Here is a 14,052-nt window from a genome sequence, read left to right as displayed (position 1 = left end):
TGGGCTTCTCCCAAGACCGTACGACGTCGCCGCCGTACGGTCTTGTAGAAAGGCGTCACCGGACGATCAGGGGACGATGACGAGCTTGCCGCGGTTGTGGCCGGCCTCGCTGATCTCCTGCGCGGTGCGGGCGTCCTCGAGGGTGAAGGTCTTGGCCACGGCCAGCTTCAGCTTGCCGTCGGCGGCGAGCTGGAGCTGCTCGGCCAGGCCGTTCTTCTTCACGTCGTCCGCGACGGCGGCGCCGGAGACGGCCACGCCGAGCTCACCGGCGGCCATGTCGGCGATGGTGACGATCCGGTCGGTACCACCGCGGAGCTCGATCGACTCCTGCAGCCCGCCCTTGCCGGCCGCGTCGAAGACGGCGTCCACACCCTGCGGAGCGACCGCCTTGACCCGGTCGACCAGGCCCTCGCCGTACGCGACCGGGATCGCGCCGAGCGAGCGGAGGTACTCGTGGTTGGCCTCGGAGGCCGTACCGATCACGGTGGCGCCGAGCGCGACCGCGAGCTGGACGCCGACGGAGCCGACACCACCGGCGGCGCCGTGCAGCAACACGGTCTCGCCTTCCTTGACGCCGAGCTCACGCAGTACGCGGGCAGCGGTCTCACCGGCGATCGGGACGGCGACGGCCTGCTCCCACGAGACGTTCGCGGGCTTCTTCGCGACGATGCCGACCAGCGCGTGCTCGGCGTACGAGCCGCCCTGCGACCAGCCGACGACCTCGTCGCCGACGGCGAACTCGGTCACGCCCTCACCGATCTCGTCGACCACACCGGCCACCTCGGCGCCGGGCACGGCGGGGAAGGTGGTGGGCATCATGCTCTCGAACCAGCCGTACCGGACTTTGAAGTCCATCGGGTTGACGGCGGCTGCCTTGACCGCGACCCGGACCTCGCCCGGGCCGGCCTGCGGCTCCTTGATGTCCTTGGCCTGCAGAACCTCTGGTCCACCGAACTCTTCGAAGACAACCGCTCGCATAGCACCACTCCTAATGAGTTGAAGCGTCAAGTAAGTGACTTAGAGTTCAATCATCATGGCTGGCCGGATATTCCCCGCCGTCTGGAAGTCACCTCCCGAGGCGACGCCGCCGCAGTCTTCCACTCCGCCGCCAGTTAGCCGACGACGTCAGCAGACTGAGCGATAGGCGACCCCCGGCGCGTACTTGCGCCACTCCTCCTGAGTGATCCCGTCGCCACCGGTGGAGCAGACCAACGCCGCGGCTTGCTCGGGATCTGTCTCCCACAGGCGGACCGTGCGATCTGTTCCGCCCGTCGCGACGGTATGGCCGTCAGGGCTGAACGCAACCGCCCATACCGCCGCAGTCGAGGCCGAGAGGATCGCCACCGCACGAGGCTTGCCGGGATCCGCGACATCCCAGAACCAGACCTGCCCGCCTCTCGTCGTCGCAGCAAGCGTGCGGCCGTCCGGCCCGAACACCACCGAGGAGACGGTCCCGTCAGGACCGGTCAGAGGTGCTCCGAACCGGACAGCCTTCGAAGCGTCCGCGACACTCCACAGACTGACCGTTCCGTCGGCGCTGCCGGTGGCCAGCACCTTGCTGTCCAGGCTGAATCCGACTGAGTACAACAGATCGGCAGATCCTTTGAAGGTGGTTATGGTGTGGATCCGGCGCGAGTCGGACATGTCCCACAGTTGGACCACTCCGTCGGCCGTCACTGCGGCCAGGGTCCGGCCGTCCGGGCTAAAGGCAACCATGTATACGTAGTTACTGGTGCCCGATCCGGGGGCCACGCCGAGTGCCAGCGGGCGACGGGGATCGCCGAGGTCCCAGAGCCACACTTTTCCGTCGTCGCTTCCGGCGGCCAGCAGTTTGCCGTCCGGGCTGAATACGAGTGACTCGACAATGGCGCCCGGCCCGGTCAGCCGTGACTTCAGCCGGACCGGTTTCCGCCAGTCGTCCAGGGTCCAGAGGAAGACGCTGGTACCCGTCGTTCCCGCCGCGAGCAGTTTGCCGTCCGGGCGAAGGGCCGCCGCGCCGCCTACGGTCTCGCCGATGTCCGCCGCGGTCAGTCCGGCGGCAATGGCAAGCGGAGCCCCCGGATCCGATACGTCCCACAGAGAGATGCCACCGCCTGCCGCCATCAGCCGCCGACCGTCCGAGGCGATGGCCGCACTGGCCACGGTCTCCTTGGCTCCGGTCATCACCGGACCCGGAATGGTCCACAGCCGGGCAGTCCCGTCGGAGCCGCTGGTCACCAAGGTTCGCCCGGAGTGCAGGAACCGGACCGTGGAGACCGGCTCGGTGTGGGGCAACGTTGCCACGAGATCTCCGGCCGGGAACCCCCAGACCTGCGCCACATCGTCCGAACTCCCGATCCCGAGCAGCTTCCCGTCAGGGCTGAAGGCGATCGAATTGACCCAGTTGCCCGGCGGGGTGATCGAAGTGGCCACCGGCACCGGCTGGCCGGGGCGGCTCAAGTCGTAAAGCTTCAGGAGCCCCTTCAGGCCACCAATGACCACCACCTTCCGACCAGGCGCGAACGCGACAGCGGTAAGTTTCGTAGTACCGGTCCGTACTCGCGCGACCGCTCTGGGGTCGCGGCCTGGTCCGAGTTCCCACACCTGCATCAGCCCTGCGGTATCGACGGCGACCAGCAGCCTCCCGTCGCCGCTGAACGCCACGGAGTTCACGGAGTCCAACGCCTTCGCGAGGACGCCAGGCGCCCCCATCGGACCTTTGTCCGTGACCTTCCACAGTCGAACGGTGCGGTCGGAGTTCCCCGCGGCCAGCACCTGACCATCAGGGCTGAACGCGAGCGAGTAGACAGTTCCCTCCGTCCCGCCGGGCAGCATGCCGAGCCTGACCGGAGCAGCCGGATCCGAGATGTTCCACAGCTGGATCGTGTGGTCCCGGCCACCGGTGGCGAGCAGCCGGCCATCCGGGCTGACGGCCAGCGCGAAGACCTCCTTCGAGTGATCTGTCAACGGTTCACCGAGCCTGACCGGATGCCGCGGATCGCTGATGTCCCAGAGCAGTACGGCGGTGTCGCTCGGCCCTGCGCCGGCACCGATCAGCGTCCGGCCGTCAGGTGTCACCGTGACGTTCTGGGGTCCGCGGGCCGGGCGGACGATCCGGGTGACCGGCGGTCCACCGGTTGAGTCGATGAGGCTGGACCGGGCCTCCAGGGTCGGCGCGATCCGGTAAGCCGCCAGGGACAGCCTGGCGGCAAGCCCTGGATCCGTCGCCTGCAGCCGATTGGCCGTGATGGCCACCTGCCGGGAGACGGCGAGATCACGCTCGTGGTTGACCGAGTTGCGCTTCCAGTAGGAGTACCCGGCCAAACCGCCCGCGACCAGCGACAAGACGGTCAGCGCCGCGACCAGCCGGAGCAGGCGTCTTGTCCGGCGCCGGGCCACCGTCCGTTCGAACTGCTCCTTCTGCAGGCTGGCCTCGAGATACTCGCGTTCCTGCGGGCTGAGATCGCGCCCTACCTCGGTGACCCAGCCACGGACCGCATCGAGCCGGCTGCCGCCGTACAGAGCAGCCGGCTCGCGGCCGAGGTCACGCCAGTTCGCGGCCGCGTCGGCCAGCCGGCGCCGGTGCCGCAAACCCTCCCGGTCGGAGTCGATCCAGCCGTGCAGGAGCGGCCACGCATCCAGCAACGCCTCGTGGCTGATCTCGATGGTGCCGGCGTCGGCCGTCAGCAGTCTGCGTTCGACGAACTGCTCGACGACCAGTTCGACCTGCCGGTCCCCGCTCGCCAACAGTTCCGACCTGGCCACCTTGCGGCGGGTATCAGCTGTGTCCTCGCCCAAGTTGACCAGACGCACGAAGATCCGCCGCGCGACGTCCTGCTGCAGTGGCGACAGCTCCTCGTAGGCTTCGTCGGCTGTTCGGGCCACCGCACCGGCGATACCGCCGCTGGTGAGATAGCCGCCCACCGTCATCTGACCCCGTGGCGAGCGCCGCCAGGTGGCCAGCAACGCATGCGAGAGCAGCGGAAGAGCGCCTGGTGGGGAAGCCTGCCCGGGTTGCCGTCCCGTCTCTGGGGCGATATCGCGCAGCAGCAACTCGACCAGGCCGTCATCGATGCCTACGTTCGCCTTGTGGGCAGGCTCGACGATCGCCCGGCGCAGATCGTCCGGCCCCAACGGCCCGACGACGAACTGCGCATCCTGAAGGAGTTGCGCCAGCTCTGGATATCTCAGCGCGTGCGGGTAGAAGTCCGCCCGCAGTCCGATCAGAACAACGGTTGCCGGGCCACCTCGCCCGGTTCGGTCGGCGGCCCGCGAGGGCGGTTCATGAGCGGCCGCGGCCAGCGCCTGGATGAAGGAGAGCCGGGCACCCTCATCCGGACAAGCGGTGAACAACTCCTCGAACTGGTCCACGACGATGAGCAGCCGATCGTCGCCCTCCGCACTCAGCACTCCCTCATCGCCGGCCAGCACCGCGCCGAGGGTCTCGACAGGCTGCTCACCCGGGGTCATCAGCACCACCGACCAGCCCGGACGACCGGGAGCTCGCCTGCTCGTCAACGCCGGCACCACCCCGGCTCGCAGCATCGACGACTTCCCGGCACCTGAGGCACCGACCACGATCTGCAGGCCACCGCCGCCTGCGTGCAGCCGGGTGATCTGGTTGACCACGCGTTCGGTCAGCATCTCCCTGCCGAAGTACCAGTCCGCGTCGGACGGCTGGAAACTGGCCAGGCCCCGATAGGGCTCGGCCCCGTCGCGGCGACCCGGCGTACGGTTCACCAGCCGCCACGCTGTCAGCCAGGCGTCGATGCGTAGCTCGTCAGCCACACCGCAGGCCCGCAACAATCCGACGAACAGATCGAGTGACGCGACGGACGGGATGTTCCGGCCGGCCAGCCAACCGGCGCTGGTCCCGTGCGTGCGGTGCTGACCCAGACGGCTCGACAGGTCGCGCACGCTCAGGCCCGACTGGTCCCTCAACAGACGCAGTTCGCGGGTGAAATCAGCCCTCGTGCTGATGCGTTCAGGTGACGGCGGTTCCCACCCCACTACTTGTTGGTTCATGGCTCCCCCTCGAGCACCGCTCCAACACTGAGTAGTCAGGACGCTACCCGAAGCTTCCGGACGGGTCTGTACGTCAGCGCGTACGGCCTTGTACGAATGCTGTCTGCCTGCTTTCACAGCGTCACCGCAGCCCGAAGTCTGGCCGCGACACCCAGCACCAGGCCATGGAGAGCAGACGATGATGAGAACCGAACTGTCCGGCCGATCCGCCGCCACCCGCCGCGGACGCTTCGTCACAGCACTCCGCCGGCGGCTAAGTCGCCGACGGTCGCCGGGTTGGTCGCCGGGCCGATGCGTGGTCAGTGGCACGTACCGCCCGCGAGCACGTCGAACTATCCCAGCGGTCGACACCGGGACTCCGAGGTGCCTGCACTGCAAGTCCAGGATGATCGAGGTCCGGCGAGAGGCACCCGAGTCTTACGGCCACTGGAGCAGTTTCGGCTGCCTTGCAAGCGTTTGTCCCACCTGCCGAGGACGCTGCCAGCAGGAACAGCGGGTCTTCGTCCCGGCCCACTGGTCCGGCGCTGCACCTGGGCGGATCTCCTGGATCTGAGCGGGTGTACGGCGCCGTACGGCCGACAAGCCGAACCCGTACGTCGTCGGACGGCCCGGGCGGCCCCCCTTCCTCGCTGACGTCCATCGGCCAACGCTGAAAACGTCAATCACCGAGGTAAGGAGCAAGTGATGAAACCGTTTCTCCGAGGTCGAGTCCGGGCGGTGCCAACCACGACGGGCGGCAAGCCGAAGGCCCGGCTCGTCCGCCGCCTCACCGCGATCACCAGCTCGGCGATCGCGCTGACGGCGATCGCGATCGCCCCGGCGCACGCAAGCTGGTACTGGGCGACGACGGGCGGCAGCGGCGCGAATCTGCGCTCCTGCGCATCCACCGGGTGCCCGATCAGCGCCGCGTCCGTACCTGCCTGGACCGGGATCCGGATCGTTTGCCAGAAGGTCGGCCAGTCCGTCACCGGCTACTACGGCACGACGAATCTGTGGGACTACGTCGTCTGGGAAGGTGGTTCGGGGCGGCCGGAGGGGTTCGCCGCGGACGCCAACATCAACACCGGCTACTCCTACTGGATCCCTGGCATCCAAGTCTGCCAGTGACCCAGGTCGCGCCGCCCGGCTGACGCGGGCGGCGCGATCCGTCGGTGCTAGCCGACGAGGACGAACTTCACCGAGCGGTGTTCGAAGCCCTGGGCATTGCGGCCAGGGGCGAAGGCAGTCGGGTCGCCTGAGCAGTCATCGCTGCCATAGAGGTTGGCGTTGGCATCGGTGCCGTTGGTGGTCGTGTTCGCCGAGCTCGGCGAGACCAGCGCGACGTCATAGCACCGGTCGAGCGTCGGGTGCGTGATGACAGCCTTGTTCCCACCACCGGAGTACGTGTACTGCCCGATGGCCCGCCCACCAGCCTGAGCCGGAGCCTTCGCTTGAGCCGGGCCGTTGGCCTGTGCCGGCCCGGCCGCGACGAGAGTGGCGACTGCGCCGGCTACGAGACAGCCGGTGATAATCTTACTGGGAAGCTTCATGACGGATTTCCTCCAGAGTCGAGTCGCTGGAAGGTAGCAGCGACCGGACTAGCCCGGAAAGAATCTTCGACCAGGGTCTAAGCGTCGCCGTTGGCCGACCAGCCGGCCAGCAGGTCCGCCGGGCCGAGAACCGCATCGAGTCCCGAGCAGCTCACTCCGGTGCGGGAAACCGCGACCAAGGGAAGTGGATCGTCGGTCAGAGCCGCACGATGCTTCTGCAAAGCGGCCAGGTCGTGGTCGTCGAACCGGCTGTTCTCCAGCCACTTGATCGACCCCAGGAACAGCAGCTTCTTCGCCACCGGCTCACGATCGGCACCGACCAGGTCGATCTCGACGTCGTTGCTGCGGGTCCAGTAACCACCGACCACCGGAGCTGCCGGGAGGTCACCCACCGGGAGTATCCGCGCGATCGACTCACGGATCAGCGGCTCCACCGCCCTGCCCCGCCAGCTGGACCACTGCTCCTTGATCCGCACCAGCGTGAGATCTCCGCGCAGCCGCTCGATCTCGGCCATGTGCGGATCCAGGAACTTCAGCCAGAACCGCAAGTACGGATCGGCAACCCGGTACCGGCGTTCCTTGGACGGACGCAGCGACACCGGGAGCTCGGTCGCCACCACTCGTTTGTCGATCAGGACCTGCATCGCTCTGGTCAGACTCGTGTGCGCCAGCCCGCCGGCGGCTCTGGCGATGTTGCTGAAAGTCCGCTCGCCACTCCCGACGGCCCGAAGGATCTCCCCACTCATCGCCTGCGGCGGGAACTCTGCGGCCAGCGACCGCTCGGCCGAAACCAGCAGTGCCGAAGTCGGATCCCCCAGGGACTTCCGGAGAAACTCTGCGATCGAGGCGCCGCGCCGCCACTCGCGGCAGATCAGCGGCAGCCCTCCGGTGATCAGCGCCGCATCGAAGGCAGCAGCCGGCTCGAGACCGAGCATCTCGGCGAGGTCGGCGGGGGTGAGCGGCCCGACGACCATTTCCCGGCCACGCTGGTGGAACGGCCGCTCGTAACTGTTCAGCGCCTCCATCATCGACAGGTCGGAGCCGACCAGGATCAGCAAGACAGGCTTGCGACTGAGCAATCGATCCCAGGTCCGCTGGAGGACGCCCTCGAAAGCATCGACTCGGTCCATCAGATACGGCACCTCGTCGATCACCAGCACGCTCGGCTGATCGTCGGGCAGCAACTCGGCCAGCAGCCGGAGCGCAGCCGACCATTGGTTCGGCATCTCCTCGGCGAAGAGCTCTCGCCCCGGAAGGTCCGAGTCGGCGATCACGTCAGCCAGCTCGATCAGCTCGCTCTCGGCCGAGCGACCGGAGGCGGTGAAGAACATCGAGGGCGCATCCGACTGCCGGAGAAACTCCTCGACCAGACTCGATTTGCCGACCCGGCGACGGCCACGGATCAGAATGCACCGCCCAGGCTGCACCGCGCCGTCGGCTGTCCGAACCTGATCGAGAGCCTCGCGGAGCACCCCGAGTTCGCGATCACGCCCGATGAACCGATCCACGGTCACCCTCCACCCATCACCCAAGACTTACGTTCAAGACAGTATCATCACAGATACTATCTGGAATGTAACTATCTAGCGACTCAGGCTTCTGGGTCTGCCAGGCGGGGGAAGAGGGCGTCGCCCTTGACGAGGACCGAGCCGGCGGGGAGTTGGCCCCAGGTGCCGGCCTCCTGGACTCGCTGGTCCTTCAGGGGGCCGAGTTTGGGTTCGGCGCCGAGGAGGGTCCAGAGTTTGGCGGCTGTCTTGGGCATCGTCGGGTTGTGCAGGACGGCGACAGCGCGCAGTACCTCGGCCGAGGTGTAGAGGATGGTGGCGAGGCGGGCCTGCTGGGACTCGTCCTTCGCGACCTTCCACGGCTCCTGCTCGGAGACGTAACCGTTGACCGCGCCGACCAGGTCGTTGATCGCGGCCAGCGCGTCGTGGAAGGCCAAGCTGTCGATCGCCTTCTCGGCGGCAGCGACCACCTCGGCGACCTTGTCGGCCAGGGCCTGCTCGGCCGGGCCGTGGTCGGTGGGCTCGGGCAGCTCGCCGTCGAAGTACTTGTTCACCATCGCCGCGATCCGGCTGGCCAGGTTACCCAGGCCGTTGGCGAGCTCGGAGGTGTAGACGGCGTTCAGGTGCTCCCAGGAGAAGGAGCCGTCGGAGCCGAACTGGATCGTGCGCAGGAAGTAGTACCGGAAGGCGTCCGAGCCGAAGTGGTCGGTGATCTCCTTCGGTGCGATCGCGGTCAGCTTCGACTTGCTCATCTTCTCGCCGCCGACGAGCAGCCAGCCGTGCGCGAAGACCTGCTTCGGTACCGCGACGCCCGCGGCCATCAGCATGGCCGGCCAGATCACCGCGTGGAAGCGCAGGATGTCCTTGCCGACCAGGTGGACGTCGACCGGCCAGAGCTCCTCGAACCGCTCCGGGTCGGTGCCGTAGCCCGCGGCGGTGACGTAGTTGAGCAGCGCGTCGATCCAGACGTAGAGGACGTGGTCCTCGTCCCACGGGACCGGGATGCCCCAGTCGAAGGTCGACCGGGTGATCGACAGGTCCTGCAGGCCCTGCTTCACGAACGAGATGACCTCGTTGCGCGCGCTCGACGGCGCGACGAAGTCCGGCTGCGAGTCGTACAGCTCGATCAGCTTGTCGGCGTACGCGGAGAGCCGGAAGAAGTAGTTGGTCTCCGAGACCGTCTCCAGCTCGGTGCCGTGGATCATGCACCGCTGGGTGCCGTCCTCGTCGGTCTTGATGTCGGCGGGGAGCTTGAACTCCTCACAGCCGACGCAGTACAGGCCCTCGTACTCGCCCTTGTAGACGTCGCCCTTGTCGTACAGCGTCTGCCAGAAGTCGCGGACCCGCTCGGTGTGCCGCTTCTCGGTGGTCCGGATGAAGTCGTCGTAGTCGATGTCGACGTCGACCCAGGCCGGCTTCCAGGCCTCCTCGACCAGCTTGTCCGTCCACTCCTGCGGGGTCATACCCTGCGCCTGAGCGCTGCGCATCACCTTCTCGCCGTGCTCGTCGGTACCCGTCAGGTACCACTTGCGCTCGCCGCGCTGGGCGTGCCAACGGGTCAGGACGTCCCCGGCCACCGTCGTGTAGGCGCTGCCGATGTGCGGCGGAGCCGTGACGTAGTAGATCGGGGTGGTGACGTAAAAGGCCTTCTCGGACATGGATAAAGGGTAGTGCGCCGGGCTAGCTGGTCTTACCAGGGCCTCTCGCCGCGAGTACGGCGTCGTACACGGTCCGCTTCGGTACTCCGAACCGCTTGGCGACATCCGAGATGGCCTGCTTGCGTGGTGTGCCGGCCTCCTCGTCGGCTGCCACCTCGGCGGCCAGCTCTTCCGGGCCGAGCTCGCGGGCGGACGGGTCGGCGCCGGCAACCACGATGGTGATCTCGCCCCGGACCCCGTCGACGGCCCACTCGGCCAGCTCGGCGGCGGTGCCCCGCTTGACCTCTTCATACGTCTTGGTGAGCTCGCGGCAGACCGCAGTACGGCGATCCTTGCCGAGCGCGTCGGCCAGGTCCTGGAGCGAGGCGGCCAGCCGGTGCGGCGCCTCGAAGAAGATCATCGTGCGCTGCTCCCGGGCGAGCTCTTGGAACCGCTTGGTCCGCTCGCCCGACTTCCGCGGCAAGAACCCCTCGAACGTGAACCGATCCACCGGCAGCCCACTCAACGCCAGCGCGGTCAACACAGCAGAAGGCCCCGGTACTGCGGTGACGTCGATGCCGGCCTCAATGGCGGCAGCCACCAGCCGGTACCCAGGATCCGACACGCTCGGCATCCCCGCATCGGTCACCACCGCCACCGTCTGGCCCTCGAGCAGCACGGCGACCAGCTCATCGGTCCGCTGCCGCTCGTTCCCCTCGAAGAAGCTGACGACGCGCCCGCTGACCACGATCGCCAGCTCACTGGTCAGCCGCTTCAGCCTCCGGGTGTCCTCCGCGGCCACCACGTCGACTTCCGCCAGCACTTTCCGCAGCCGGGCCGACGCATCCGAAAAGTCCCCAATAGGAGTCCCCACCAACACCAATCGCCCGGTCACACCCGCCATCATCGCAGCCGCCGTACACAGGGACAGGAAGTAGTGCGCCTCGGAGGAGCTGTCCCCGCCTGCGAGGTGGTCCTGACCCGGATTCTGAGGACTACTTCCTGTCGTTCGGTACGCCTCGGGAGGCGGTGCTACCGCATTCTCCGTACGATGGCCGACGTGACTGCCGTGATCGAGGACGACACCGCGAAGCCTGTCGAGGTGACCGGGGCGGATGCCGACGCGCGTGAGACGCTCGGGCGGGACGTTCTCGGGAGACGGCTGCCGCCGCTCAAGGAGCGGCTGTACCCGCCGATGCCGCGGGATTTCGAGGGGGGCTGGATCGCCACCCTCGCGATCACCGCGTTCGCGGCGATCCTGCGGTTCTGGAACCTCGGCAACCCGGTGAAGTTCGTCTTCGACGAGACGTACTACGCCAAGGACGCGTTCTCGCTGCTCAAGTTCGGCTACGCCCGGCAGTTCATCGACCAGCCCGAGGGGGCCGCCGACAAGGCGATCCTGGCCGGCAACCTGGATGTCTTCAAGAGCACCCCGAGCCTGACCGTGCACCCCGAGGTCGGCAAGTGGATGATCGCGGCCGGCGAGCAACTGTTCGGGATGAACACCTTCGGCTGGCGGTTCATGCCGGCCCTGTTCGGCACGCTGACCGTGCTGCTGGTGATCCGGACCGTCCGGCGGATGTCGCGCTCGACCCTGATCGGCTGCATCGCCGGTCTGCTGCTCGCCGTCGACGGCCTGCACTTCGTGATGTCCCGGGTCGCGCTGCTCGACATCTTCCTGGCCTTCTGGCTGGTCGCCGCGGTCTCCTGCCTGGTCGCCGACCGCGACTGGACCCGCCGCCGGCACGCGGACTCCCTCGAGCACCGCGGTGAGGGCCGCAAGATCGGCCGCTGGCTACTCATCCGTCCGTGGCGGATCACGGCCGGCATCTGCTTCGGCCTCGCGCTCGGCACCAAGTGGTCGGCCGTCTGGGTGATGGCCGGTTTCGGCATCCTCGTCTTCGCCTGGGACTTCGGCGCCCGCCGCGCGCTCGGCGCCCGGCACCCGTTCATCAAGTCGGTCTTCGTCGACGGCCTGCCCGCGTTCGTCAGCATCGTGCTCGTCGCCGGCATCACCTACACCGCGACCTGGACCGGCTGGCTGCTGCACGACAACGCCTACGACCACGACTATGCGTCGAAGAACCCGGCACACGGCGTGATGAAGGTGGTACCGGACGACTTCCGGTCGCTGATCCACTACCACCAGGAAGTTCTGGACTTCCACACCGGCGACTACATCAAGAAGGCCACCCACCCGTACTCCTCGCACCCGGCCGGCTGGCCGATCATCGCCCGCCCGATCGGTTTCGACGCGGTCAACGACATCAAGCCCGGTACCAGCGGCTGCACCGCGCGGCCCGGGACGAACTGTCTCTCGGTGATCTCCGCCGTCGGTACGCCGCTGCTGTGGTGGGCCGGGGTGCTCGCGCTGATCGCCGCGCTGGTCTTCTGGATCGCCCAGCGCGACTGGCGGTTCGGCGTACCGGTGGTCGGGTACCTGACCTGCTGGATCCCGTGGTTCTTCTTCGACGACCGGCCGATCTTCTTCTTCTACGCCGTCACGATGATCCCGTTCACCGTGATGGCGCTGTCGATGGTGCTCGGCAAGATCCTCGGCCCGGCCAGACAAGCACTCCAGGCCTCCACCCCGCGCCGGCTGGTCGGCAGCGCGGTCGTCGGCGCCTTCGTCGTACTGGTCGTCCTCAACTTCGCCTACATCTGGCCGATCCTGACCGACAAGGTGCTACCGCATCCGGACTGGCTCAACCGAATGTGGTTCAAGTCCTGGATCTAGTGCAGCTGCCCGTGGCCGCCTTGGTGACGGAAGCGCTTCTTGTGCCGCTTGGAGCTGACCTGGCCGCCGACGCCGCCGAAGAGGGCGAGGCCCTTGACGATGACGACCGGGGCGTTCGGGTCAGGGGACTCGCCACCGCGGGCGGCGAAACCGCCGAAGATGCCGACGCCCTCGTTGCGGACCGTGACGCTGTCCGGGACGGTGATGTCGATCCCGCCGAAGATCGCGAACGCCCAGATCGTCACCTCGCGGCCCTCGAAGACGGCATCCGTCATGTCCAGGTCGTAGCCACCGAACAGGCAGAACGCGTTGGTCCGCCGCTTCACCCGCCAGCGGCCCTGCCGTTCGCCGCCGCCGAAGATGCCGATCATCGTGTCGAAACTGTCGGCCGGGTTGGCCGGCTCCTCGATCGGTACCGGGCTGTTCGACGGCGCCGCCGCGGCCACCGGCTGGAACGGCTGCCCCGGTACGGCGAGGTCCTGGGTGATCGGTTCGAGCTCGCCGAGCGTCCTTGCCTGCAGCGTCTGCTCCAGCCGCTCCGAGTGCTCGTCCTGCGTCAGCCGCCCGGTCATCAACGCGTCCCGCAGCACCTCGACGACCTGGTCACGATCGGTATCGGAGGCCCGCAGATGAGCCTGCGGATTCTGGCGCTCGGGCAGGTTGTCCATAACCCCGAACGATATCCCCCACACCAGGTCCGCCGGAATGCGATTACCCCCGATCCCAGGGTCAGAACCCCAATCCCCAGGGCCCCACCGGGGAATCCCCCGACCTCGGTGGATCCCGTCAGGATCAGCACCCTGCGTCTCCCGGGGAGCCGTCAAAAGCGTCCCGGCCCTCACCCGCTGGCTCGAAGAACTCCTGAAGGAGCAGCGCACCAGCGGCAAGCGGTGAGTAGCTCGCCCGGTACCACCTACTGTTAGCGCGAACAGGGTGCGGAGACTGGGGGTTTGTCGTGACGGTGATGGGTGATCGCTCGCCGGACGCGTGGGCGAACGAGCTGCAGCGCGACGGGCGGGTGGTGTTCTCGATCCGGCCCCGGGCCGTGCTGCGGGAGCTGGGGATCATCTGGCTCATCGTTATCGTGACCCAGGCGATCTCGCTGAGCGGGGGCTGGGGAGTGGGCGATGCCCGGCCGCTCTTCGCCCTCTTCATCGTCCTGATCGCCGCTGTCGTGACGGCCTGGTCCACCTCACGGCTCGCGACCCGCTACCCGTCGTTGACGGTCGACGAGTCCGGACTACGCATCGGCCGCAAGAGGTCCATCCGCTGGTCCGAAGTGGGACTCATCGGCCCACTCCGCAGCGGACTCGGCACCCGCACCTTCCCGATCCTCCCGAAGGACGTACGGGTCAAAGAACTGGTCATCCCCCAAACCGCAGCCAGGGACCTGAAAGCCCTGCAGCAGTGGCTCGGGGAACTCCTCAAAGAACACCGCTCGGCTGATCGGCCCAGCGCCGAGTCGCCGGACTGAGTCGCGACCGAACCGCGCGGAAAACTGATGCCCCCAGCCTGGGCGGTTTCAAGGGGTCGTTGCAACACCGCCTTGGTTTCTAGGTGGTGAGTAGATCACGCAAGCGCTCGGCTGGGGTGTCCCAGTCGAGTGTTTTGCGTGGTCGGGCGTTGAGTTCTTGGGCGAC

At 67.6% G+C, this 14,052-nt stretch carries 10 protein-coding genes; 3 read left to right on the top strand and 7 right to left on the bottom strand.

The window, feature by feature from the left end:
• Positions 1-66: 66 nt before the first annotated feature.
• A complete protein-coding gene (locus G3I17_RS09765) occupies positions 67-978 on the bottom strand; it encodes an NADP-dependent oxidoreductase (RefSeq protein ID WP_164595641.1) in 912 nt (303 codons plus the stop codon).
• Positions 979-1,125: 147 nt separating this feature from the next.
• Positions 1,126-4,920: a WD40 repeat domain-containing protein gene (locus G3I17_RS09760; protein ID WP_203589985.1), complete on the bottom strand. Its 3,795-nt coding sequence runs from the start codon at positions 4,918-4,920 to the stop codon at positions 1,126-1,128.
• A 768-nt stretch (positions 4,921-5,688) separates the two neighbouring features.
• Between G3I17_RS09760 and G3I17_RS09755 the strand changes: the two genes are divergently transcribed.
• A complete protein-coding gene (locus G3I17_RS09755) occupies positions 5,689-6,111 on the top strand; it encodes a hypothetical protein (RefSeq protein WP_164595639.1) in 423 nt (140 codons plus the stop codon).
• Between the two features lie 47 nt (positions 6,112-6,158).
• Here G3I17_RS09755 and G3I17_RS09750 read toward each other — a convergent pair whose 3' ends face one another.
• From G3I17_RS09750 to rsmI, 4 genes are all read right to left on the bottom strand, one after another.
• Positions 6,159-6,533: a hypothetical protein gene (locus G3I17_RS09750; RefSeq protein WP_164595638.1), complete on the bottom strand. Its 375-nt coding sequence runs from the start codon at positions 6,531-6,533 to the stop codon at positions 6,159-6,161.
• 77 nt (positions 6,534-6,610) lie between these two features.
• Positions 6,611-8,041, bottom strand: a complete 1,431-nt coding sequence (locus G3I17_RS09745) for an ATP-binding protein (RefSeq protein ID WP_164595637.1) — start codon at positions 8,039-8,041, stop codon at positions 6,611-6,613.
• A gap of 83 nt (positions 8,042-8,124) precedes the next feature.
• On the bottom strand, positions 8,125-9,696 hold the full coding sequence (gene metG / locus G3I17_RS09740; protein ID WP_164595636.1) for a methionine--tRNA ligase: 1,572 nt from the start codon (positions 9,694-9,696) through the stop codon (positions 8,125-8,127).
• Positions 9,697-9,718: 22 nt separating this feature from the next.
• Positions 9,719-10,579, bottom strand: coding sequence for a 16S rRNA (cytidine(1402)-2'-O)-methyltransferase (gene rsmI, locus G3I17_RS09735; RefSeq protein ID WP_203590029.1), 861 nt, complete (start codon positions 10,577-10,579; stop codon positions 9,719-9,721).
• Between the two features lie 147 nt (positions 10,580-10,726).
• Here rsmI and G3I17_RS09730 point away from each other — a divergent pair, with 147 nt between their 5' ends.
• The gene (locus tag G3I17_RS09730) at positions 10,727-12,412 is read left to right on the top strand and encodes a phospholipid carrier-dependent glycosyltransferase (protein WP_164595634.1); all 1,686 of its coding nucleotides are present in this window, start codon (positions 10,727-10,729) and stop codon (positions 12,410-12,412) included.
• Here the strand turns inward: G3I17_RS09730 and G3I17_RS09725 are convergent.
• Positions 12,409-13,080: a DUF1707 domain-containing protein gene (locus tag G3I17_RS09725; RefSeq protein WP_164595633.1), complete on the bottom strand. Its 672-nt coding sequence runs from the start codon at positions 13,078-13,080 to the stop codon at positions 12,409-12,411. The two genes, G3I17_RS09730 and G3I17_RS09725, sit on opposite strands and share 4 nt — an antisense overlap.
• A 296-nt stretch (positions 13,081-13,376) precedes the next feature.
• On the opposite strand from G3I17_RS09725, the gene G3I17_RS09720 reads away from it, so the two are divergent.
• Positions 13,377-13,886: a hypothetical protein gene (locus G3I17_RS09720; protein ID WP_164595632.1), complete on the top strand. Its 510-nt coding sequence runs from the start codon at positions 13,377-13,379 to the stop codon at positions 13,884-13,886.
• The last annotated feature ends 166 nt before the right edge of the window (positions 13,887-14,052 follow it).

The sequence above is a fragment of the Streptomyces sp. SID13031 genome (assembly GCF_010548305.1).
GTDB lineage: Bacteria > Actinomycetota > Actinomycetes > Propionibacteriales > Kribbellaceae > Kribbella.
Note: the sequence above shows the minus strand (reverse complement) of the source record. Positions and strands in the feature narration are given on the sequence as shown.

What these genes read in the sequence shown, in the direction of transcription:
- G3I17_RS09750 (WP_164595638.1), bottom strand. Translation starts at nt 6,533, where the DNA reads ATGAAGCTTCCCAGTAAGATTATCACCGGCTGTCTCGTAGCCGGCGCA.
- rsmI (WP_203590029.1), bottom strand. Translation starts at nt 10,579, where the DNA reads ATGGCGGGTGTGACCGGGCGATTGGTGTTGGTGGGGACTCCTATTGGG.
- G3I17_RS09755 (WP_164595639.1), top strand. Translation starts at nt 5,689, where the DNA reads ATGAAACCGTTTCTCCGAGGTCGAGTCCGGGCGGTGCCAACCACGACG.
- G3I17_RS09730 (WP_164595634.1), top strand. Translation starts at nt 10,727, where the DNA reads ATGGCCGACGTGACTGCCGTGATCGAGGACGACACCGCGAAGCCTGTC.
- G3I17_RS09725 (WP_164595633.1), bottom strand. Translation starts at nt 13,080, where the DNA reads ATGGACAACCTGCCCGAGCGCCAGAATCCGCAGGCTCATCTGCGGGCC.
- G3I17_RS09765 (WP_164595641.1), bottom strand. Translation starts at nt 978, where the DNA reads ATGCGAGCGGTTGTCTTCGAAGAGTTCGGTGGACCAGAGGTTCTGCAG.
- G3I17_RS09720 (WP_164595632.1), top strand. Translation starts at nt 13,377, where the DNA reads ATGGGTGATCGCTCGCCGGACGCGTGGGCGAACGAGCTGCAGCGCGAC.
- metG (WP_164595636.1), bottom strand. Translation starts at nt 9,696, where the DNA reads ATGTCCGAGAAGGCCTTTTACGTCACCACCCCGATCTACTACGTCACG.